Raw genomic sequence first — 21,985 nt, forward strand, 5'->3', positions numbered from 1 at the left:
CTGCGCCTATCTTGGCGTGCGGCAGTGTCTGTCGGCAAGTTGTCGTTTCGCGACATGGGGCGGTTGCGGGGGTTGGGCGACCGCAGCGATTGGTGCATGATGCCGGGTAGGGCACAGATCGAGAACACTCATGCTGGACGAGCTACTGCATCGGGTTAGTAACCACACACCACGCACATTGGAGACCGACCGTCGTTTTCCCGAGGCCGCGGTGCTGGTGCCCATCACCCGCAGTGACGAGCCTGAGCTGGTGTTAACCCTACGTGCCAGCGGCCTGTCGACCCATGGCGGCGAAGTCGCCTTTCCCGGCGGACGCCGTGACCCCGAAGACCCCGATCTGATTTTCACCGCCCTGCGTGAAGCCGAAGAAGAGATCGGCCTGCCGCCGGGGCTGGTCGAGGTGATCGGCCCGCTCAGCCCGCTGATCAGCCTGCATGGCATCCAGGTCACGCCCTATGTCGGGGTGATCCCGGATTTTGTCGAATACCGGGCCAACGATGCCGAGATCGCCGCGGTGTTCAGCGTGCCTCTGGAGTTCTTCCGCAAAGACCCCCGCGAACATACCCATCGCATCGACTATCAGGGCCACAGCTGGTATGTGCCGAGCTATCGCTATGGCGAATACAAGATCTGGGGGCTGACGGCGATCATGATCGTCGAGTTGATCAACCTGCTGTATGACGCCAAAATCAGCCTGCATCAGCCTCCCAAAAGCTTTATCAATATCTGACGCCATCGTTCGAATGGCCTGAATCCTGATTTCGCTGACAAAAAGCCTGCCTGAGCCTTGAGGAATACAACAATGAAATACCGCCTGGGCGACGCCCGCGTCGAAACCCATCCACAGAGCTGGGTCGCACCCAATGCCGTGCTGGTGGGCAAGGTCAAGCTGGAAGAGGGCGCCAACGTCTGGTTCAACGCCGTGCTGCGCGGCGACAACGAATTGATCCTGATCGGCAAGAACAGCAACGTCCAGGACGGCACCGTGATGCACACCGACATGGGCTACCCGCTGACCATCGGCACCGGTGTGACCATCGGCCACAACGCCATGCTCCACGGCTGCACCGTCGGCGACTACAGCCTGATCGGGATCAACGCGGTGATTCTCAATGGCGCGAAGATCGGCAAGAACTGCATCATCGGCGCCAACTCACTGATCGGCGAGGGCAAGGAAATTCCGGACGGATCGCTGGTCATGGGCTCGCCCGGCAAAGTGGTGCGCGAATTGACCGAGCCGCAAATCAAGATGCTGGAAGCCAGCGCTGCTCACTACGTGCACAACTCGCAGCGCTATGCCCGCGACCTGGCCGAGCAGGAAGAATGACTGCCACCGAACGCCCGGTCGCATCGCCCTGCGTGAATATTTGTGCGCTGGATGACGATGACATCTGCACTGGTTGCCAACGCACAGTGGAAGAAATCACCCGCTGGAGCCGCATGACCAACGACGAGCGGCGCAAGGTGCTGGGGTTGTGTCATGAGCGGGCCAAGGCCAGTGGGTTGGTGTGGATGATCGGCAAAACGCCTGGTCATTAATAGAAGATCAAAAGATCGCAGCCTTTGGCAGCTCCTACAGGGATCGGTGTAGGAGCTGCCGAAGGCTGCGATCTTTTTGACTTTGTGGTCAGCTGAAGTACCCTGTGCACAAAATTGACAGGTACTTGTACACGCCATGCTCTTCCTGATCGCCTACATCAGCAGCGTCGTGCTGATCAACTACGCCTTTTCCGCCGCGCCGCACCTGGACATCATCTGGTCGGCCTGGGGCGGGCTGGTGTTTATCCTGCGCGACATGGTGCAAGCCCGGTTCGTGCATGGCGCCCTCGCGGCGATGCTGGTGGCGCTGGTGTTGTCCTATGTCACCTCCGATCCGTCCATTGCCCTGGCCAGCGCCACGGCGTTCGCGGTTTCCGAGTGCATCGACTGGCTGGTGTTCAGCATCACCAGGCGCCCGCTGCATGATCGCCTGTGGATAAGTTCGGCCCTGAGCATTCCCCTCGATACCTTTATCTTTTTCGGCATGATCGACGCCCTGACACCGGGGGTGATCCTCACCGCCCTGGGCTCGAAATTCGCCGGGGTCACCGCCGTGTGGCTGATCATGGCCTGGCGCCTGCGCAAACAGGCTGTCGTCGGCTGAAGTTCATGTAAAATGCCGCGCTTTCTCCCCATGGGAAGCGCGCATGGCGCGTCCCTCGATGATCCGCTCCTTGAGGACCTTCAGATGACCCGTATCGGAACTCCATTGTCGCCGACCGCGACCCGCGTATTGATGTGTGGCTGTGGCGAGTTGGGCAAGGAAGTGGTGATCGAGCTGCAACGCCTGGGCGTTGAAGTGATTGCCGTGGACCGCTACGCCAATGCGCCGGCCATGCAGGTGGCGCACCGCAGCCACGTGATCAACATGCTCGACGGTGCTGCCTTGCGCGCCGTGRTCGAAGCCGAGAAGCCGCATTTCATCGTCCCGGAAATCGAAGCCATCGCCACCGCGACCCTGGTGGAACTGGAAGCCGAAGGCTTCACCGTGATCCCGACCGCCCGCGCCGCGCAGCTGACCATGAACCGCGAAGGCATCCGTCGCCTGGCCGCTGAAGAGCTGGACCTGCCAACCTCGCCGTACCACTTCGCCGACACCTTCGAGGACTACAGCAAAGCCGTTGAAGACCTCGGTTTCCCGTGTGTGGTCAAGCCGGTCATGAGTTCCTCGGGCAAGGGCCAGAGCCTGCTGCGCAGCGTTGATGATGTGCAGAAAGCCTGGGACTACGCCCAGGAAGGTGGCCGTGCCGGTAAAGGTCGGGTGATCATCGAAGGCTTCATCGATTTCGACTACGAAATCACCCTGCTGACCGTGCGCCACGTCGGCGGCACTACCTTCTGCGCGCCGGTCGGCCACCGTCAGGAGAAAGGCGACTACCAGGAATCCTGGCAGCCGCAAGCCATGAGCCCGGTTGCCTTGGCTGAGTCCGAGCGTGTCGCCAAAGCCGTGACCGAAGCCCTGGGTGGTCGTGGTCTGTTTGGCGTCGAACTGTTCATCAAAGGTGATCAGGTGTGGTTCAGCGAAGTCTCGCCGCGCCCGCACGACACCGGCCTGGTGACCCTGATCTCCCAGGACCTGTCGCAGTTCGCCTTGCATGCACGGGCCATTCTCGGCCTGCCGATCCCGTTGATCCGTCAGTTCGGGCCATCGGCCTCGGCGGTGATCCTGGTGGAAGGGCAGTCGACCCAGACCGCTTTCGCCAACCTGGGTGCCGCGCTGAGCGAGCCGGATACCGCGCTGCGTCTGTTCGGCAAGCCTGAGGTCAACGGCCAGCGCCGCATGGGCGTGGCCCTGGCGCGCGACGAGTCGATCGAAGCCGCCCGCGCCAAGGCGACCCGTGCTTCGCAAGCGGTCGTTGTCGAGCTGTAATTACCTCTCTGTCAGGTCGCATCCCCTGTGGGAGCGGGCAAGCCCGCTCCCACAGGGATACAGGCCAGCCCGACTTTGCGGGTCGACCTATAATTTGTGAATGCTCAAGTTCCTTTATTAAAGCTTCAGGCCTGTACCTCATGAATTCCCAAAGCATCATCGTCCCGAAAATCTCCACCCTGCCGGTGCACGAACCCCGGGCCCGGGCCGTCGTGCGCTGGCTGGTGCGCAAGAACATCATCGAGGAAGAACTGACCACCTGTGGCCGCACCGGCAATCGCATGGCCCACGCCATCGCCGACGGTGCCCGCGCAGTGGTCCTGCACCCCGAAGCCCTGCCGTTCGGCGAGCCGATCAATGGCCTGGAGATCATCACCAAGCGCTGCATCTATACACCGGCCAAGGGATTCCTTGAAGAGGCGGGCTGCGCCGAGTGCCGCAAGGAAGTCGGTGAGGCCCTGTTCGAAAGCCTGGAAGACTGGATGCCGGGGCGTACCGACAACTTCACCTGCCCCGAATGCGGGCATGAAGACGATATCAACGGCTTCCTGTTCCTGCAGGAATGCGGCTTTTCCAACCTCGGTTTCATCTTCAACAACTGGGCCGAAGCCGGGTTCAAGCAGAGCTTTATCGATGAATTCGCCGATTGGCTCGATCAGCCGGTCAGTTGGGTGAAAGTCGAGTTGTAGGCGGCGCCAATCTCCGTATGTCAGTAATGCCAATAATAGACAGAGTTTTACATTGAACCCGAGGGGGTGTCTGACTATAATGGCGCGCTTCCATTTTCCCGCTCGGGAGCCCCCGCGATGCTGCGTATCAGCCAAGAAGCTCTGACATTCGACGACATTCTCCTAGTGCCCGGTTATTCCGAGGTGCTTCCTAACGAAGTCAGTCTCAAGACCCGCCTTACCCGTGGCATCGAGCTGAATATTCCACTGGTTTCCGCTGCCATGGACACCGTCACTGAAGCCCGTCTGGCAATCGCCATGGCTCAGGAAGGTGGTATCGGTATCATCCACAAGAACATGACCATCGAGCAGCAAGCTGCCGAAGTCCGCAAGGTCAAGCGTTACGAAGCCGGTGTGGTCAAGGATCCGATCACCATCGTCGCCGACGCCACCGTGCGCGAGTTGTTCGAACTGACCCGCATGCACAACATCTCCGGTGTTCCGGTGCTGCACAATGGCGACCTGGTCGGCATTGTCACCTCCCGTGACGTGCGTTTCGAGAACCGTCTGGAAGCCACTGTCCGTGAAGTGATGACGCCTAAAGAGCGTCTGGTCACGGTCAAGGAAGGCGCCGACAAGAACGATGTGCGTGAACTGCTGCACAAGCACCGTATCGAACGCGTGCTGATCGTCGACGACAAATTTGCTCTCAAGGGCATGATGACCGTCAACGACATCGAAAAAGCCAAGGCTTACCCGCTGGCCAGCAAGGACGATCAAGGTCGTCTGCGCGTCGGCGCTGCAGTCGGCACCGGTAAAGACACCGGTGACCGCGTTGCCGCCCTGGTCGCCGCCGGCGTTGACGTGGTGGTGGTCGACACTGCCCACGGTCACTCCAAAGGTGTGATCGACCGCGTTCGCTGGGTCAAGCAGAACTTCCCTGAAGTGCAGGTCATCGGCGGCAACATCGCCACCGGCGCTGCCGCCAAGGCCCTGGCCGAAGCTGGCGCTGACGCAGTCAAGGTCGGTATCGGCCCGGGCTCGATCTGCACCACCCGTATCGTCGCCGGTGTCGGCGTGCCGCAAATCAGTGCCATCGCCAACGTCGCAGCTGCCCTTGAAGGCACTGGTGTACCGTTGATCGCCGACGGCGGTATCCGTTTCTCCGGTGACCTGTCCAAGGCCATCGTAGCCGGTGCCTCCTGCGTGATGATGGGCTCGATGTTCGCCGGTACCGAAGAAGCACCGGGCGAGATCGAACTGTTCCAGGGCCGTTCGTACAAGGCTTACCGTGGCATGGGTTCGCTGGGCGCCATGTCCCAGGCTCAAGGTTCCTCCGACCGTTACTTCCAGGACTCCTCGGCAGGCGCCGAGAAGCTGGTTCCGGAAGGCATCGAAGGGCGTGTTCCGTACAAGGGCACCCTGAGCGCCATCATCCATCAGCTGATGGGCGGCCTGCGCTCCTCGATGGGCTACACCGGCAGTGCCGACATCGAAGAGATGCGCACCAAGCCTGAATTCGTGCGGATCACCGGCGCCGGCATGGCCGAATCCCACGTTCACGACGTGCAGATCACCAAGGAAGCGCCAAACTACCGCGTAGGTTGAGCCTTCAAGCAACAAGCTAAGCAACCGGGGCTGTTTTATTCAGCCCCGAGTTGTTTCTGAATCACGACTGTTTCTGAATGACTTAGACGAGACTGAATCATGGCCCTCGATATTCACGCTCACCGCATCCTGATCCTCGACTTCGGTTCCCAGTACACCCAACTGATCGCCCGCCGCGTGCGTGAAATCGGCGTGTACTGCGAACTGCACCCGTTCGACATGGACGAAGATGCGATCCGCGAATTCGCTCCTAAAGGCGTCATCCTCGCCGGCGGCCCAGAGTCGGTTCACGAAGCCAACAGCCCTCGCTGCCCGCAAGCGGTTTTCGATCTGGGCGTGCCGGTCTTCGGTATCTGCTACGGCATGCAGACCATGGCCGAGCAACTGGGTGGCAAGGTTGAAGGTTCCGAGCTGCGTGAGTTCGGTTACGCCCGCGTTGATGTGGTCGGCAAGAGCCGCCTGCTCGACGGCATCGAAGACCACATCGACGCCGATGGCCTGTTCGGCCTCGACGTGTGGATGAGCCACGGTGACAAGGTCACCCGCATGCCGGAAGACTTCCACATCCTGGCCAGCACCCCGAGCTGCCCGATCGCCGGCATGTTCAGCGACGAGCGCCGTTACTACGGCGTGCAGTTCCACCCGGAAGTGACCCACACCAAGCAGGGCGGTCGCATCCTGTCGCGCTTCATCCTCGACATCTGCGAGTGCGAAGCACTGTGGACCCCGTCGAAAATCGCTGAAGACGCCATCGCCCAGGTTCGCGCCCAGGTCGGCACCGACAACGTCCTGCTCGGCCTGTCCGGCGGCGTTGACTCGTCCGTGGTTGCCGCACTGCTGCACAAGGCCATCGGCGACCAGCTGACCTGCGTATTCGTCGACAACGGCCTGCTGCGCCTGCACGAAGGCGAGCAAGTGATGGCCATGTTCGCCGAGAACATGGGCGTCAAGGTGATCCGCGCCAACGCTGAAGATCAGTTCCTGAACAACCTGGCCGGCGAGTCCGACCCGGAGAAGAAGCGCAAGATCATCGGCCGCACCTTCATCGACGTATTCGATGCCCAGTCCAACAAACTGGACAACATCAAGTACCTCGCCCAAGGCACTATCTACCCGGACGTGATCGAGTCGGCTGGCGCGAAAAGCGGCAAGGCCCACGTGATCAAGTCGCACCACAACGTGGGCGGCCTGCCGGAAGAAATGAACCTCAAGCTGGTCGAGCCACTGCGCGAACTGTTCAAGGACGAAGTCCGTCGTCTGGGCCTGGAACTGGGCCTGCCGTACGACATGGTCTACCGTCACCCGTTCCCGGGCCCGGGCCTGGGCGTGCGCATCCTCGGTGAAGTGAAGAAGGAATACGCCGACCTGCTGCGTCGCGCCGACCACATCTTCATCGAAGAACTGCGCAAGGCCGACTGGTACCATAAGGTCAGCCAGGCATTCGTGGTATTCCAGCCAGTGAAATCGGTTGGCGTGGTGGGCGATGGCCGTCGTTACGCCTGGGTCGTGGCCCTGCGTGCCGTGGAAACCATCGACTTCATGACCGCGCGTTGGGCACACCTGCCTTACGAACTGCTGGAAACCGTCAGCGGCCGCATCATCAATGAAATCGAAGGCATCTCCCGCGTCACCTACGACGTGTCGAGCAAGCCGCCCGCGACCATTGAGTGGGAGTGAGTTGAACAACAAGGGCGCCGTAAGGCGCCCTTGTTGCATCTGCAGGAAACGTTTACATCTGTTTACCCTGCGTACTGACTGGAAGCTGGCGCTCGGACGAAAAGTGATGTCAAAATAGTGTCAATTTCACCGGGTCGCTGGATTCGGATTTCGACAACAGGGATGTGGACAGGCTTTGAGCGAGCCTGCGTAAGGGATATATGGTTTCTATTTACGTCAGCGGTAAAGACAACGCCGAGCAGATCAGTGACTGGACGATAAAGAGTGACGGACGCGGTGAGTTCTTGCTGACTTGCCGCGATCTGTCGGGCAAGCGCGTTCCTTATTCGCTCGGTGACTGCGAAATCGTTCCGACCCGAGAGGTGAAAGACCAGCTTCTGCGCAAAAAGGGGAGCTCAGTAACAAGCCCCATCGAGAAAGCTGTGATCTACGGCGAGAAATATGCCGTCGTTCAGTATTCGGGAAGTACGGCACGTTACTTGTTCAAGATGGACACTATCGAGCTTGTCACCCCGACAAAGATGAAGGACGAGCCGACGTACAACTATTTCCTTTCCGTTGCCAATAATCGGGTCGAACAGTCCGTGAAACCTGCGGACAAAATGATCGCCGAAAATGTGCTGCGCCAGCTAAGTGCAATAACTTCATGCGCGGATACCGCAGTACACGCCTACTGCACCGGGCAGAACGCACAGCAGGAACAAACTGGCCACTTCATCTTTCCTTTCGGTATCAATGAAAGTCAGCTTCAGGCCGTCGAGCAGGCCTTCACTTCACAGATCAGTCTGATTGAAGGGCCGCCCGGCACCGGCAAGACCCAGACCATTTTGAACATCGTCGCCAACATCCTGTTGCGTGGAAAAAACGTGGCAGTGGTTTCCAACAATAATTCGGCCGTCGCGAATGTCTGTGAAAAACTGGGCAAGTCCGGGTTGGACTATCTTGTTGCCAGCTTGGGCAGCACAGAAAACCGTGAGGCATTCTTCGCCAATCCGCGTCCTCGACCTTCGCTGGAGCCCGAAGCCGCTCCTTCGATGGAGCGCATTCAGGTCGTCTTGCAACAGCTCAAAGGTTTTTTGAGTGCCCGGAACGCGGTGGCGCAGTTGCAGATTGAAATCGATGAGCTTGAGGTGGAGCGGCGTTATCTGCAGCAATGGCAGCAGGACAACAGCGTGCAGATCCCCGCCCTGGACAAGTACAGGCTCTCCCCGCAAAAGTCTGCAGACCTGATGGCTTACCTGGCACATATGGCCGGCGGCCGCGTCAGGGTCAAGGACAGAATCGAGATGCTGTTCAATTTCCGAATTCTGCGCATGAAGCCATTCGATAATTGGGAAAAGCGCAAATCGACTTTCTATGCCCTGCAGCTTCACTACTATGACAAGGTATTGCAGGAAAAACAGGTGGCATTGACCAGCCATCAGCAAGCGTTGCGACTTGGCAATTACCAAGAGCTGCTGGAGGAGCTGACGAGCGCTTCGATGAAGTACCTCAAGCAACACCTGCATCAGCATGTGCCGAACCCTGAACCCTTCGATGCCAAGACTTACAAGCGTAAGTTGGATGGGTTCCTGAAGCGCTATCCGATCATTTCCAGTAGCACGCACTCAATCATTAACTCCCTCGAAAACGGCGCGATGCTCGACTACTTGATCATCGACGAGGCCTCGCAACAAGACATCGTTCCGGGAATATTGGCGCTCGGTTGTGCAAAAAACCTGATCATCGTGGGCGATAGAAAACAGCTGGCGCACATTCCGGCAAAACTGGGTATGGCGGCACCCAAGGACCACTACGATTGCGAGAAGCACAGCCTGCTCGATTCGTGCGTCAGTGTGTTCAATGGTTCGATCCCGACGACGTTGCTCAAAGAGCACTATCGCTGCCACCCGCGAATCATTCAGTTCTGCAATCAGCAGTTCTACGACAACCAACTGGTTCCGATGACCAAAGACAGCGGTGAAAAGCCGTTGTCGCTGCTGGTCACTGCCAAGGGCAATCACACGCGAAAGACTACCAACCTTCGCGAGCTGGATTCGTTGCTGGCGACGCTTGAAGGAGAGGGTGAAAGTGCCTGGGAGGGCGAGGACGGCCGAGGCTTCATCGCGCCTTTCAGGGCTCAAGCGACGCTTTCGGGCACGCTTTTGCCGGCTGACTTCATCAATGACACCGTGCACAAATTCCAGGGCCGCGAGTGCGACGAGATCGTCTTTTCAACAGTGTTGGACAAAAAGAGCATTACCCCGAAATTCCTGACTTTCGTGGATGATCCACGCATGGTCAATGTGGCGGTATCACGAGCCAAGCATCGCTTCACCCTGGTCACGGGAGACGACGTCTTCACAAAGAACAACGGGCACATCGCTGCGCTGGTGCGCTACATCGAATACTACGCCGAGGAAGGGCAGCTTCTTCGTGCGCCGGTGATCTCTGCCTTCGACTTGCTCTACAAGGAATACGACCAGTCGCTCGATCGGCTCAATGCCCGGTTGCGCCGCAGTGACTCCGAGTATAAGTCCGAACGGATCGTGGCACAGATTCTGCGAGAGGCGCTGGATCAGGAGGCGTGCCGAGCGCTCAAATTCCACGCGCAGGTCCCACTGAACCAGTTGGCCTCGACCGCTAACCCGAGCCTGACGCCTCGGGAGCGATCATTCATGAGCAACGGCGCCACTTGCGACTTCGTGGTCTATTTCAAAGTGGGGAAAACTCCTCTGGGCGTGATAGAGGTCGATGGAGGCAGTCATGACGCGCCGGACCAGGCCGAACGCGATGCCTTGAAAGACAGCATCCTGCGCAAGTGCGGTATCTCCTTGCTGCGCTTACGGACTGTTGAAAGCGGCATTGAGGAACGGGTCGCTGCATTTGTGATGCAGTGGGCAACCGGGGTTTCGACGGCGTAGTTTGAACCTCAAGGGCGCCGTGAGGCGCCTTTGTTGTATCTGACAACCGTTCGGTCGACGACGCGACCGCGACAATACTTCACTTAATCTTTCACATTTGCAGGTGTATCGTATTCGCCTTTTGCGGGCCCCGCGCCTGTCGCTGATTCGTGAGGTAGTTGAGTTCATGTCGTTTACCCGTCGCCAAATCCTCGGTGGCCTGGCCGGTCTTGTTGTCGTTGGTGTCGGTGCGGGGGGCGCATCGCGCTACTGGCTGGGCAAGATGGCCGACGCCGAGGCGGGCCACGATTACGAGCTGATCGCAGCGCCGCTGGACGTCGAACTGGTGGCCGGGCACAAGACCCAGGCTTGGGCCTTCGGCCCGTCGGCGCCTGGCACCGAATTGCGCGCGCGCCAGGGTGAATGGCTGCGGGTGCGGTTCATCAATCATCTGCCGGTCGCCACCACCATCCACTGGCATGGCATCCGCCTGCCGCTGGAAATGGACGGTGTGCCCTACGTGTCACAGCTGCCGGTGTTGCCGGGTGAATACTTCGACTACAAGTTCCGCGTGCCGGATGCCGGCAGCTACTGGTATCACCCGCATGTGAACAGCAGCGAGGAGCTCGGTCGTGGCCTGGTCGGCCCGTTGATCATTGAGGAACGCGAGCCGACCGGTTTCAAGTATGAAAAGACCTTGAGCCTCAAGAGCTGGCATGTCGATGACGTCGGCAATTTCGTCGAGTTCAGCATTCCCCGGGAAGCGGCCCGTGGCGGTACGGCGGGGCGTCTGGCGACCATCAATGGCGTGCCGCAGGCAGTGATCGAGCTGCCGGCCGGGCAGATCACCCGTGTACGCCTGCTTAACCTCGATAACACCCTGACTTATCGCCTGAACATTCCCGGCGTCGAAGCGCAGATCTATGCGCTGGACGGCAACCCGGTCGAGCCACGACCGCTCGGCAAGGAGTACTGGCTCGGTCCGGGCATGCGCATTTGCCTGGCAATCAAGGCCCCGCCGGCCGGTGAGGAGTTGTCGCTGCGCAACGGTCCGGTGCGCCTGGGCACCTTCCGTTCGGTGGCCAATACCGATGCGCCGACCGAGTGGCCGCCGGCGCTGCCGGCCAATCCGATCGCCGAGCCGGACCTGGCCAATGCCGAGAAACTCAACTTCAATTTCGAATGGGTCGGCTCGGTGTCGGTCAACGTCGACAACGGCAAGCCGCCGAGCCTGTGGCAGATCAACGGCAAGGCTTGGGACATCACCGACAAGACCTGCGCCGACCGCCCGATTGCCAAGCTCGAAAAGGGCAAGAGCTACATTTTCGAATTGAAGAACATGACTCAGTACCAGCACCCGATTCACCTGCACGGCATGAGCTTCAAGGTCATCGCCTCGAATCGGCACAAGATCATTCCGTACTTCACCGACACCTACCTGCTGGGCAAGAACGAACGTGCACAAGTGGCGCTGGTGGCGGATAACCCTGGCGTGTGGATGTTCCACTGCCATGTGATCGACCACATGGAAACCGGCCTGATGGCCGCTATCGAGGTGGCGTGATGCGTCAGATTCGTCCCGCCGCCATCATCGACCGCAGCCGTGATCGCGAATTCATGCGCGAAGCGCTGGCCCTGGCCGCCCAAGGTGCCGCCCTCGGCGAAGTGCCTGTGGGCGCGGTGCTGGTGCAGGATGGGGAAATCATCGGGCGCGGCTTCAATTGCCCGATCAGTAGCAGTGACCCGAGCGCCCACGCCGAGATGGTCGCGATCCGCGCCGCCGCCCAGGCCGTGAGCAATTACCGCCTGCCGGGCAGCACGCTGTATGTGACGCTGGAGCCGTGCAGCATGTGCGCAGGCCTGATCGTGCATTCGCGGATTGCGCGGGTGGTGTACGGCGCGCTGGAGCCTAAAGCCGGGATTGTGCAGAGCCAGGGGCAGTTCTTTACCCAGGGCTTTTTGAATCATCGGGTGCTGTATGAAGGCGGGGTGTTGGCGGAGGAGTGCGGGGCGGTGTTGAGCGAGTTCTTCAAGGCCCGGCGCGCAAAACCTGCAGACTGAGCACGGACCCTGTGGGAGCGAGCTTGTTCGCAATAGCGGACTAACATTCAACATCTCTGTTGACTGACAGGGCCTCATCGCGAGCAAGCTCGCTCCCACAGGTTTATTCGGTGTTTGGGAGACTGGGGCCTACTTACGGGCCACAATCACCGCCCGCATCGGCGCCGGCAGCCCTTCAACGGTCTTGCTGTGATCCTCGGGATCGAGGAAGTCACTGAGCGACTGATACTTCATCCACTCCGTGCCGCGCTGTTCCTCGACCGTGGTGGTGCTCACATCCACGCACTTCACATCGGTGAACCCGGCACGCCGCAGCCACAACTCCAGCGCCGGCACCGACGGCAGGAACCACACGTTGCGCATCTGCGCGTAACGGTCTTCCGGCACCAGCACCTGGTGCTTGTCGCCTTCGACCACCAGGGTTTCCAGCACCAGCTCACCGCCCTTGACCAGGCAATCCTTCAGCGCCAGCAAATGCTCGATGGGCGAGCGGCGGTGGTAGAACACGCCCATGGAAAACACCGTGTCGAAACCCTCGAGGTTCGGCGGCAGGTCTTCGAACGGGAAGGGCAGGTGCCAGGCGTTCGGCTCGGACAGGTAACGTTGTACCGCCTGGAACTGGCAGAAAAACAACCAGTTCGGGTCGACACCGATCACGCTATCCGCACCGGCGCCGAGCATGCGCCACATGTAATAGCCGTTACCGCAGCCGACATCGAGGATACGCTTGCCTTTCAGGTCCAGGTGCGGGGCGACCCGCGACCATTTCCAGTCCGAGCGCCATTCGGTGTCGACGTGCACGCCGAACAGATCGAACGGCCCCTTGCGCCATGGCGACAGGCCCATCAGCGCGGTGCGCATTTGCGCGCGGGTTGCGTCGTCACAGTCGGTGTCGAGCTTCAAGCCATTGAGCAAATCGACTTCACTCGGCTGAATCTTTGGCAGGGCGTCCAGCGCGCTTTGCCAGCGCTCCAGGTCGCCATGGCCCTTTTCCATTTTCTTGTCGAGTTGCGCTTGCAGGGTGTTGGCCCAATCGGCCAGCGGTGTGCCGGCCAGACGGCGGGCGAGGGGGGACAGATCAATCATGGCAAGGCAATCAACGAGGCAAAGTTAAGACACTGGAACCACGGCACGACTTTCGAGAACCCGGCGGCCAGCAGGCGTTCGCGGTGTTCTTCGAGGCTGTCGGGCTTCATGACGTTTTCGATGGCGCTGCGCTTCTGGGCGATTTCCAGTTCGCTGTAGCCGTTGGCGCGTTTGAAGGCGATGTGCAGGTCGGTGAGCAACGCGTGTTCCTGCTCGTCTTCGAAGCGCAGTTTTTCCGAGAGGATCAGGGCACCGCCGGGCAACAACGACTGACGGATGCGCGACAGCAACGCCGTGCGCTGGTCGGGTGCGATGAATTGCAGGGTGAAATTCAGCGCGACCACCGAGGCCGGCTGGAACTCCAGCGCCAGGATGTCGCCTTCGATCACCTCGACCGGCAGCAACTCCTGGAACATCGAATCCTGCCCGTTGAGGTACTCGCGGCAGCGTTCGACCATCGCCGCCGAGTTATCCACAGCGATCACCCGGCAACCGTCGGTGCGCACGTGCCGGCGCAGGGCCTGGGTCACGGCACCCAGCGACGAGCCGAGGTCGTAGAGCACGCTGTTGGGCTGGGCGAACTGCGCGGCGAGCACGCCGAGGTTTTCGACGATGGTCGGATAGCCTGGCACCGAGCGCTTGATCATGTCCGGGAACACCCGCACCACGTCCTCGTTAAAGGCGAAGTCAGGCACCTGGGCCAAAGGCTGGGCGAAAAGGCGATCGGGTTCTTTGCTCACGGCGGTTCCAGCGGTGTAGGTGGAAAAGGCCGGCATTTTAGCCAAGTTGGCGCGGGGATGCGCGGGTTGTCTGATAAAGCGGCGGGGCAGGTCCGGATTCTGCGTTGTCAGTAATACTGCTATCGCGAGCAAGCTCGCTCCCACAGGTACAGCGCTATCCCTGTGGGAGCGAGCTTGCTCGCGATGCCAGCAACGCCGAGCGTTTGGGCACGTCGGTCCCGAGTCGGGCCAGCGCGCGCCAGAGCATGGCGCTGATGGCCAGACCGTAGACGATCACAGGAACCAGCAATGGCCCCAGTCCATGACTGATCAGGATGCCCAGCAGCACGGCACCAACACCGAGGGCGATAATCAGCGGCAACAGCGCCGGGCGCCGGCAATCGCTCAAGTAGGCTTTCAGATAGGCCAGGTGGGCGACCAGGAATGCCCCAAGGCCGAACACAAACAAGTCCCCCGGCCACGCCAGCAACACATCGCCAAGCAGGGAGAAGATCAAACCCAGGCTGATCCAGCGCCGATATTCGCCGGGCGGTGCATCTTGCAGCCAGCCGAGCAGGGCCAGCACCGGCAATGGTTTGACCAGCAGGCAAAGCAAGGATGCATGCACGCTCAGGCCATAGAGAAACGTCACTGCGCCCATCAGCGCCAGAATCAGCCAGCCCACGGTCAGTTGACCGAGATCGCGCAGTCGAACGAATCCACCGGCAACACTTCCGGTGCCCACGGCTGTTGCGAGGTCAGGCGCAAACGCCCGGTGCCGGTCGCAAAAGCCTGAAAGCGCCAGGTCGAGACCCCGGCCGCGCCGACGATGCCGGCATCTTCCGGATTTCGATAAACCTCTGGCCCCAGGGCGTGCAACACGCCGCCGGCTGAATCCTGGATCGCCCAGCGATAGCCCGTGGTCGGATTGCTCGGCAGGGTCAGGATCAGGTTTTGCCCGTTGCTGAGTTGCACCGGACATTCGCTTTGTTTTTCCACGGTCACGTTGTGCGCAGGTTGCGTGGCGCATCCGGCCAGCAAGGCGAGGGCGAGGGGGACAAGCAGGCGAATGGGGGACATAGGCTTCGGGGGCTCCGGCGTTCACGACGAACGGCGAGCATAACCGAGATGAGACAAAGTGTGACAGTCAGGCAGAATAGCGGTAGCTGGGCTGACGCCATCGCGAGCAAGCTCGCTCCCACAGGGTTTTTGCAGTGAACACAAAATTTGTGAACACCATCGATCATTGTGGGGAGCAAGGCCTACACAGGGTTTGGCAGTGAACACAGACTTTGTGTACACCGCCAACCACTGTGGGAGCGAGCTTGCTCGCGATAGCGGTAGTGCAGTCGCTACAGGAACATCAGAACAACACCTTCGCCACATCTGCAAACTTCTTGGCAAAGTGCACGGTAATGCCTTCCTTCAGATACTCCGGCAGCTCCTCGAAATTGCCCTGGTTCGCTTCCGGCAATATCAGCTCGAAAATCTTCTGCCGCCGCGCCGCAATCACTTTTTCCCGCACCCCGCCAATTGGCAGTACATGCCCGGTCAACGTCAGCTCACCGGTCATGGCCACGCCTTTCTTCGGTGGCTGGTTGCGCGCCAGCGATAGCAGGGCGCTGGCCATGGTCACGCCGGCGCTCGGGCCATCTTTCGGCGTCGCGCCTTCCGGTACGTGCAGGTGCACGAAGGCTTCGTCGAAGAACTTCGGATCGCCGCCATAGGACTTCAGGTGCGAGCTGACGTAGCTGTAGGCGATTTCCGCCGACTCTTTCATCACGTCACCCAACTGCCCGGTGAGCTTGAACCCACGGTTGAGGGTGTGGATGCGTGTGGCTTCGATCGGCAGGGTCGCGCCGCCCATGCTGGTCCAGGCCAGCCCGGTGATCACGCCTACACCCGACAGCACCTGCTCGTTGCGGAACACCGGTTTGCCGAGCGAGGCCTCGAGGTCTTTCGGACCGAGTTTGATCACGGCTTCCGGCTCGTCGAGCAGTTTCATCACCGCTTTGCGCACCAGTTTGCCGAGGTTTTTTTCCAACTGACGCACGCCGGCTTCACGGGCATAACCGTCTACCAATGCCTTGAGCGCGCTGTCGCTGATGCTCAGGCTACCCTTGGACACGCCGGCTTTCTCAAGCTGCTTGGGCCACAGGTGACGCTTGGCGATGGCGACTTTTTCTTCGGTGATGTAGCCCGACAGGCGAATCACTTCCATGCGATCCAGCAGCGGGCCGGGGATCGAATCGAGGGTGTTGGCGGTACACACGAACAGCACTTTCGACAGGTCCAGGCGCAGGTCCAGATAGTGGTCGAGGAATTCGACGTTCTGTTCCGGGTCGAGGGTTTCCAGCAGCGCCGAGGCCGGGTCGCCCTGGTAGCTCTGGCCCATCTTGTCGATCTCGTCGAGCATGATCACCGGGTTCATCACTTCGACGTCTTTCAACGCCTGCACCAGTTTGCCCGGCTGCGCGCCGATGTAGGTGCGGCGGTGGCCCTTGATCTCGGCTTCGTCGCGCATGCCGCCAAGGCTGAAGCGATAGAACGGCCGGCCCAGGGATTCAGCGATGGATTTGCCGACGCTGGTCTTGCCCACGCCCGGCGGACCGACCAGCAACACGATGGAGCCGCTGATCTCGCCTTTGTAGGCCCCGACCGCGAGGAATTCGAGGATGCGGTCCTTGATGTCGTCGAGACCGGCGTGATGTTTGTCCAGCACCTTGCGCGCGTGCTTGAGGTCGAGTTTGTCCTCGCCGTAGACACCCCACGGCACCGAGGTCGCCCAGTCGAGGTAATTGCGGGTGACCGCATATTCGGGCGAGCCGGTTTCCAGCACCGACAGCTTGTTCATTTCCTCTTCGATGCGTTTCTGCGCTTGCGGCGACAGCACTTTGCCGGTCAGCCGCTGTTCGAACTGTTCGAGGTCGGCGCTGCGGTCGTCCTTCGTAAGACCAAGCTCCTGCTGGATGACCTTGAGTTGCTCCTTGAGGAAGAATTCGCGCTGATGTTCACCGATCTTGCGGTTAACTTCGGCGGAAATCTCTTTTTGCAGTCGCGCGACTTCGACTTCCTTGCGCAGCATTGGCAGGACTTTTTCCATGCGCTTGAGCATGGGTACGCAGTCGAGCACTTCCTGCAGCTCGCTACCCGTCGCCGATGTGAGCGCCGCGGCGAAGTCGGTCAGCGGCGACGGATCGTTGGGGCTGAAGCGGTTGAGGTAGTTCTTCAGCTCTTCGCTGTACAGCGGGTTGAGCGGCAGCAGTTCCTTGATCGCATTGATCAGCGCCATGCCGTAAGCCTTGACCTCGTCGGTCGGCTCGGTGGGCTGGTGCGGGTATTCGACTTCCACCAGGTACGGCGGGCGATGGTGCTTGAGCCAGGTCTTGAGGCGTACGCGGGTCAGGCCCTGGGCGACGAACTGCAGCTTGCCGTTTTCGCGGCTGGCGTGGTGCACCTTGACCAGGGTGCCGTAGAGCGGCAGGGCCGAGGTGTCGAAGTGGCGCGGGTCTTCCTGGGGCGTGTCCATGTAGAACAGGGCGAGGGAGTGGTGTTCGGACTTGGCCACCAGGTCGAGCGTCTCGGCCCACGGCTCTTCGTTGACGATGACCGGCAGGACCTGGGCCGGGAAGAACGGTCGGTTGTGAATCGGGATGACGTAGACCTTGTCCGGCAGGTTCTGGCCAGGCAGGGCCAGGCCTTTGCCGGGTTTGTGTTGTGGGGCGTTTTCCGGATCGGCGTATTCACTCGGGTCTTCGGGGAAGTCCTGCTGGTCGCTCATGGGGGCACCTGCGCAATGGGTATGGGTCTTAGATGGGGCAGGTTGGCGGTGGTTTCAACGTTCATTTTCTGCAACGCGGTGTTTCGAAGGCGTGTTCAGCGCAGAGACAGGTTAGCTGGATTGTGGCGCGATGCTCTGCGCTTTTGCTTTTGTAGGAGGATGGTGGTGATAATAACAAAGGCGATTCCTTCGCAGGAGTCGCCTTTGTTTTGACTGCCGCTAAAACTTACTCGGACAGTTTGTACGCAATCACATAGTCACCCATTTTGGTGCCCAGTGAGCCGTGGCCACCGACGACCAACAGCACGTACTGCTTGCCGTCCTTGCCGGTGTAGGTCATCGGCGTAGCCTGACCGCCAGCCGGCAGGCGCGATTTCCAAAGCTCGTTGCCGGTGTTGACGTCATAGGCGCGCAGGTATTGATCCAGCGTGCCGCTGAGGAAGCCGACGCCGCCGGCGGTGACCATCGAGCCGCCCATGCTTGGTACGCCGAGTGGCAGGCCGATAGGCAATGGCGAGCTGTCGCGGCTGGTGCCGTTCTTGCGTTTCCACACGACTTTGCTTGTGGTCAGGTCGATGCCGGCGACGTAGCCCCAGGCCGGAGCCTGGCACGGTACGCCGAACGGCGACATGAACGGGTGCATGATCACCGCGTAAGGTGCGCCCGTGTTCGGTTGCACGCCCGCTGTTTCGCTCTCGCGCTTGCTGCCGGCTGCGACTTCGGCGCGAGGCACCATTTTCGAGACGAAGGCCATGTAGTTCGGGCTGGTGAACAGCATCTGGCGAACCGGGTCGACTGAAACTCCGCCCCAGTTGAAGACGCCGACGTTACCCGGATAGATCAGGCTGCCCTGTTCCGACGGCGGGGTGTACTGACCTTCGTAACGCAGCTCCTTGAACTGGATGCGGCACAGCATCTGGTCAAACGGGCTGGCGCCCCACATGGCTTTTTCGGTCAGTTCCGGGGCCAGCAGGTTCAGGTCCGAACGGGCCTGGGTCGGCGCGGTGTGGTCACCTTTCACGGCGCCTTGCGGAACCGGGATTTCCTTGATCGGGATGATCGGCGTGCCGTCACGACGGTCGAGTACGTACAGGCTGCCTTGCTTGGTCGGTTGGATCACAGCCGGCTTGATGCCGTCGGCGGTTTTCATGTCCAGCAGGGTTGGCTGGCTGCCGACGTCCATGTCCCACAAGTCGTGGTGAGTGAACTGGTAGTTCCAGCGCACCTTGCCGGTGGCCAGATCCAGCGCGACCAGGCCGGCACTGAATTTCTCGGCGCCCGGAGTGCGGTCTGCGCCCCACTGGTCAGGGGTCTGGTTGCCCAGTGGCAGGTAGACCATGCCGAGTTTTTCGTCGACGCTGGCCAGCGACCACATGTTGGCCGAGTTGCGGCTGTAGTGTTCGCCCTCTGGCAGCGGTTCGGTCGCGTCGGGATTGTTGCTGTCCCAGTTCCACACCAGATGACCGTCGTGTACGTCAAAGGCACGGATCACGCCGGATGGCTCGTTGGTCGACTCGTTGTCGGTGACGTGGCCGCCCATGATCACCAGGTCACGGGTGATCGCTGCCGGCGAGGTGGAGTAGTAGCCACCGGGGGTGAACGGTCCGATGCCTTGAGTCAGGTCAACCACACCATTTTTACCGAAACCTTCGCAGACCTTGCCGGTGTCGGCGTTGAGTGCGATCAGGCGCGCATCGGCGGTTGGCAGGTACAGACGACGCGGGCAGGCCTGGGCGACGGCTTTGCCGGCCTCGGAAATCACTGCAGAGGCAGCGTTTTCAGACTTGGCGTAGGCCGCTTCGTCGTAGTACGACACGCCACGGCAGGTCATGTGGGCGAAGCCCTTGAAGCCCACCGGGCTCTTGATCTGCGGGTCGAAACGCCACAGTTCCTTGCCGGTGTCCGGGTCCAGCGCCAGCACCTTGCTATGGGCGGTGCAGGCATAGAGCATGCCGTTGGCCTTGAGCGGGGTGTTTTCGTTGGTCAGTTCCACCGGGTCATCGGCGGTCGGCAGGTCGCCGGTCTGGATACGCCAGGCTTCTTGCAGCTTGCCGACGTTGGCCGGGGTGATCTGCTTGAGTGGCGAATAGCGGTCACCGAATTCGCTGCGGCCATAGGCCTGCCAGTCTCCGTCAGGCATTTGTGGCGCAGTGCTGGTCATGTCAGCCGAGTCACGACCCAACTCGCCGAGGGTCTCCCCCGGATGGGTGAACTGGCTGGCCACGGCGGTGGCGCCGGCCAGGACCACGGCCACGCTCAAGGCGCCAGTGCCCATAGGGGCAGGGCCGTTGATCAGCAATGGACGACGGAACCACGGCAGCAGCATCACCACACCGAGGGCGAACCACAGCGCCAGGCGCGGCACCAGTTGCCACCAGTCGAGGCCAACTTCCCACAGCGCCCAAACAGTGCTGGCGAACAGCACCAGTGCGTACAGGCCCAGCGCCGCGCGGCGGGCGGCGATCAGCAGGACGCCGCTCAGCGCGATGCCGATACCGGCCAGCAGGTAATACAGCGAGCCGCCGAGCATGCTCAGCTTGATCCCCCCGGCCAGCATGGCCAGGCCCATTAGCAGAAGCAGTATGCCGAGCAGGGTCGGCCATAGACGGCTTCGACCCAAGGCACTATCTGTGCTCATCGTGTGATTCTCCGTGACGTTTCAAGTAGTCCCGCGCCAGTTCACTGTAGATGATGATCCGGCGCGGGCATGGTTCAGATAAATCGGTACAGCTATGCAGTCCCTTGTGGGAGCGAGCTTGCTCGCGATTGCGGTTGAACATTCAGCATTGATGTCGACTGATACACCACGTGCACGCCGTAATAGAGTTCGGCGCTGTATTCGGTGTCCTGGGGCGGCAGGAAGGACGGATTGTCGAAGTCGAAGACGGCGTTGGCCTGGTTGGTCGCCTCGGCATTCTTGCGAAAGGCCGGGTTGACGTGGACGCGGGCCATGGCGAAACCGATGTCGTCCCTGGCGCGCGCGTCGAACGGGCCTTTGTAGACGAGGCCGGCCTGGACGTAGTTGTCGATGGCGTTGGTCTTCTTGTCGTGCATCGTGCCGTTGGCGAACAGGCTCAGGCCGCGGGAGTGGTCGCTGGCCAGGCTGGTGACTTGCTGCTGAAGGCCCAGCCACACGCCGTGCTTGCTCGAGGCGCTGCGGTAGGCTTCGCCGCTCAGGGCGGCAGGCTGGCCATTGCTGTCCTTGTAGACGTCGGTGGCGCTGGCGCTGCTGTAGTAGTAACCGGCGCGGTATTCACCCGGCAGGCCGTTGAGCTTCGGTGTCCACACCAGCTCCACCGGCAGGACCGCGCCCTGGGTGCCGCTGCCGCTGAGCTTGAAGCCGTTGTCGCGATCAAGGTTCGACGGGTTCTGTTCGTACGCGCCGACCTGTGCATAAAGCTCTGGCGTCAGGTGATATTTGACCCGCATCGCCCACTGGCTGACCGGCCAGTTGTACCAGATGTCGCCCGCCCAGTTGCCGACCTGGGAACCGCAGAACGCCAGGTTCTGGAAGTCGCAGGGGAAGCTGTTGAAATCTTCGCCTTCGCCGAAACGGCCGACCTTGATGTCGAGTTTTTCATCGAAGAATTTCTGCTGATACCACATCTGCGTCAGGCGCCAGGTCTGGCCGCGGCCCCAGACTTCCTGGGCCGACGTGAAGCCGCCGACACGCGGGTCGTTGATGCGGTCGTTGCTGATGTTGTTGCCGCTGCGTTCGGTGATGGTCAACTGGAACTCGGCGTCGTCCCAGCCGAGGATCTTCTGCAAGTCCAGATGGGTGCCCAGGCCGAACTGATCGCTATAGCGGGCCGTGCGGTCGTGGTCATAGCCGCCGTGCAGATTGCTGCCCATTTCACCGGTGTAATCGACTTTGAAGTCGTAGCCTTTTTCCGCGAGTTCTGTGCGAGTGCCATTCCAGTCACCGAGCATCCACGGTGAATCGCTATCGAAGGCAGGTGCCGCCTGAACGCAGGAGGCAAGGCCCAGCGCGGTGAGGCCACCGATCAGGGGCAGGATGTTTCGCTGGGCAGCAGTTGCAAAGACAGCGCTGTCTCGCAAGGGTTTAAAGTCGGGCATAGAGACGGAGTTCTTGA

At 60.7% G+C, this 21,985-nt stretch carries 17 protein-coding genes and 1 pseudogene; 11 read left to right on the forward strand and 7 right to left on the reverse strand.

Going from position 1 to position 21,985, the window contains the following annotated elements:
• Positions 1-130: 130 nt before the first annotated feature.
• From AC1D1M_RS16580 to tadA, 11 genes are all read left to right on the forward strand, one after another.
• On the forward strand, positions 131-730 hold the full coding sequence (locus AC1D1M_RS16580; protein WP_477776472.1) for a CoA pyrophosphatase: 600 nt from the start codon (positions 131-133) through the stop codon (positions 728-730).
• 72 nt (positions 731-802) lie between these two features.
• Positions 803-1,327, forward strand: a complete 525-nt coding sequence (locus AC1D1M_RS16585; RefSeq protein WP_150754487.1) for a gamma carbonic anhydrase family protein — start codon at positions 803-805, stop codon at positions 1,325-1,327.
• Entirely contained in the window at positions 1,324-1,539 is a 216-nt protein-coding gene (locus tag AC1D1M_RS16590) for a DUF1289 domain-containing protein (RefSeq protein ID WP_477776473.1), read from the forward strand. Before AC1D1M_RS16585 ends, AC1D1M_RS16590 begins: the two co-directional genes overlap by 4 nt.
• Positions 1,540-1,675: 136 nt before the next feature.
• Positions 1,676-2,143 carry a preQ0 transporter gene (locus AC1D1M_RS16595; RefSeq protein ID WP_477776474.1) on the forward strand — a complete coding sequence of 156 codons (468 nt, stop codon included), beginning with the start codon at positions 1,676-1,678 and terminating at the stop codon, positions 2,141-2,143.
• An 84-nt stretch (positions 2,144-2,227) separates the two neighbouring features.
• Positions 2,228-3,409, forward strand: coding sequence for a formate-dependent phosphoribosylglycinamide formyltransferase (gene purT / locus AC1D1M_RS16600; RefSeq protein ID WP_477776475.1), 1,182 nt, complete (start codon positions 2,228-2,230; stop codon positions 3,407-3,409).
• Positions 3,410-3,549: 140 nt separating this feature from the next.
• Entirely contained in the window at positions 3,550-4,098 is a 549-nt protein-coding gene (locus tag AC1D1M_RS16605) for a hypothetical protein (RefSeq protein ID WP_046040989.1), read from the forward strand.
• Between the two features lie 117 nt (positions 4,099-4,215).
• Positions 4,216-5,685 carry an IMP dehydrogenase gene (guaB, locus tag AC1D1M_RS16610; RefSeq protein ID WP_008053208.1) on the forward strand — a complete coding sequence of 490 codons (1,470 nt, stop codon included), beginning with the start codon at positions 4,216-4,218 and terminating at the stop codon, positions 5,683-5,685.
• Positions 5,686-5,784: 99 nt separating this feature from the next.
• Complete coding sequence (guaA, locus tag AC1D1M_RS16615) at positions 5,785-7,362, forward strand: glutamine-hydrolyzing GMP synthase (protein ID WP_477776476.1); 1,578 nt, start codon at positions 5,785-5,787, stop codon at positions 7,360-7,362.
• A gap of 200 nt (positions 7,363-7,562) precedes the next feature.
• Positions 7,563-10,265: an AAA domain-containing protein gene (locus tag AC1D1M_RS16620; protein ID WP_477776477.1), complete on the forward strand. Its 2,703-nt coding sequence runs from the start codon at positions 7,563-7,565 to the stop codon at positions 10,263-10,265.
• A gap of 166 nt (positions 10,266-10,431) precedes the next feature.
• Positions 10,432-11,808: a multicopper oxidase family protein gene (locus tag AC1D1M_RS16625; RefSeq protein WP_477776478.1), complete on the forward strand. Its 1,377-nt coding sequence runs from the start codon at positions 10,432-10,434 to the stop codon at positions 11,806-11,808.
• On the forward strand, positions 11,808-12,305 hold the full coding sequence (tadA, locus tag AC1D1M_RS16630) for a tRNA adenosine(34) deaminase TadA (protein WP_477776479.1): 498 nt from the start codon (positions 11,808-11,810) through the stop codon (positions 12,303-12,305). Before AC1D1M_RS16625 ends, tadA begins: the two co-directional genes overlap by 1 nt.
• Before the next feature lie 129 nt (positions 12,306-12,434).
• Here the strand turns inward: tadA and cmoB are convergent, their stop codons facing one another.
• From cmoB to AC1D1M_RS16665, 7 genes and pseudogenes are all read right to left on the reverse strand, one after another.
• Positions 12,435-13,391: a tRNA 5-methoxyuridine(34)/uridine 5-oxyacetic acid(34) synthase CmoB gene (gene cmoB / locus AC1D1M_RS16635; protein WP_477776480.1), complete on the reverse strand. Its 957-nt coding sequence runs from the start codon at positions 13,389-13,391 to the stop codon at positions 12,435-12,437.
• The gene (gene cmoA / locus AC1D1M_RS16640) at positions 13,388-14,167 is read right to left on the reverse strand and encodes a carboxy-S-adenosyl-L-methionine synthase CmoA (protein ID WP_191628059.1); all 780 of its coding nucleotides are present in this window, start codon (positions 14,165-14,167) and stop codon (positions 13,388-13,390) included. The genes cmoB and cmoA overlap by 4 nt, the downstream gene beginning before the upstream one ends.
• Before the next feature lie 145 nt (positions 14,168-14,312).
• Positions 14,313-14,795, reverse strand: a pseudogene (locus AC1D1M_RS16645) (lysoplasmalogenase); the annotation flags it as partial.
• A gap of 2 nt (positions 14,796-14,797) precedes the next feature.
• A complete protein-coding gene (locus AC1D1M_RS16650; RefSeq protein WP_223444108.1) occupies positions 14,798-15,190 on the reverse strand; it encodes a protease inhibitor I42 family protein in 393 nt (130 codons plus the stop codon).
• 283 nt (positions 15,191-15,473) lie between these two features.
• Positions 15,474-17,891, reverse strand: coding sequence for an endopeptidase La (gene lon, locus AC1D1M_RS16655; protein ID WP_477776481.1), 2,418 nt, complete (start codon positions 17,889-17,891; stop codon positions 15,474-15,476).
• Positions 17,892-18,117: 226 nt separating this feature from the next.
• The gene (locus AC1D1M_RS16660) at positions 18,118-20,529 is read right to left on the reverse strand and encodes a glucose/quinate/shikimate family membrane-bound PQQ-dependent dehydrogenase (protein WP_477776482.1); all 2,412 of its coding nucleotides are present in this window, start codon (positions 20,527-20,529) and stop codon (positions 18,118-18,120) included.
• A gap of 92 nt (positions 20,530-20,621) precedes the next feature.
• A complete protein-coding gene (locus AC1D1M_RS16665; RefSeq protein ID WP_477776483.1) occupies positions 20,622-21,968 on the reverse strand; it encodes a carbohydrate porin in 1,347 nt (448 codons plus the stop codon).
• Positions 21,969-21,985 lie beyond the last annotated feature (17 nt).

The sequence above is a fragment of the Pseudomonas sp. P1_F7 genome (genome assembly GCF_056405655.1).

Excerpts from the sequence above, each read along its gene's own strand:
- AC1D1M_RS16580 (WP_477776472.1), top strand. The coding sequence starts at position 131 with ATGCTGGACGAGCTACTGCATCGGGTTAGTAACCACACACCACGCACA.
- AC1D1M_RS16585 (WP_150754487.1), top strand. The coding sequence starts at position 803 with ATGAAATACCGCCTGGGCGACGCCCGCGTCGAAACCCATCCACAGAGC.
- AC1D1M_RS16590 (WP_477776473.1), top strand. The coding sequence starts at position 1,324 with ATGACTGCCACCGAACGCCCGGTCGCATCGCCCTGCGTGAATATTTGT.
- AC1D1M_RS16595 (WP_477776474.1), top strand. The coding sequence starts at position 1,676 with ATGCTCTTCCTGATCGCCTACATCAGCAGCGTCGTGCTGATCAACTAC.
- AC1D1M_RS16605 (WP_046040989.1), top strand. The coding sequence starts at position 3,550 with ATGAATTCCCAAAGCATCATCGTCCCGAAAATCTCCACCCTGCCGGTG.
- guaB (WP_008053208.1), top strand. The coding sequence starts at position 4,216 with ATGCTGCGTATCAGCCAAGAAGCTCTGACATTCGACGACATTCTCCTA.
- guaA (WP_477776476.1), top strand. The coding sequence starts at position 5,785 with ATGGCCCTCGATATTCACGCTCACCGCATCCTGATCCTCGACTTCGGT.
- AC1D1M_RS16620 (WP_477776477.1), top strand. The coding sequence starts at position 7,563 with ATGGTTTCTATTTACGTCAGCGGTAAAGACAACGCCGAGCAGATCAGT.
- AC1D1M_RS16625 (WP_477776478.1), top strand. The coding sequence starts at position 10,432 with ATGTCGTTTACCCGTCGCCAAATCCTCGGTGGCCTGGCCGGTCTTGTT.
- tadA (WP_477776479.1), top strand. The coding sequence starts at position 11,808 with ATGCGTCAGATTCGTCCCGCCGCCATCATCGACCGCAGCCGTGATCGC.
- cmoB (WP_477776480.1), bottom strand. The coding sequence starts at position 13,391 with ATGATTGATCTGTCCCCCCTCGCCCGCCGTCTGGCCGGCACACCGCTG.
- cmoA (WP_191628059.1), bottom strand. The coding sequence starts at position 14,167 with ATGCCGGCCTTTTCCACCTACACCGCTGGAACCGCCGTGAGCAAAGAA.
- AC1D1M_RS16650 (WP_223444108.1), bottom strand. The coding sequence starts at position 15,190 with ATGTCCCCCATTCGCCTGCTTGTCCCCCTCGCCCTCGCCTTGCTGGCC.
- lon (WP_477776481.1), bottom strand. The coding sequence starts at position 17,891 with ATGAGCGACCAGCAGGACTTCCCCGAAGACCCGAGTGAATACGCCGAT.
- AC1D1M_RS16660 (WP_477776482.1), bottom strand. The coding sequence starts at position 20,529 with ATGAGCACAGATAGTGCCTTGGGTCGAAGCCGTCTATGGCCGACCCTG.
- AC1D1M_RS16665 (WP_477776483.1), bottom strand. The coding sequence starts at position 21,968 with ATGCCCGACTTTAAACCCTTGCGAGACAGCGCTGTCTTTGCAACTGCT.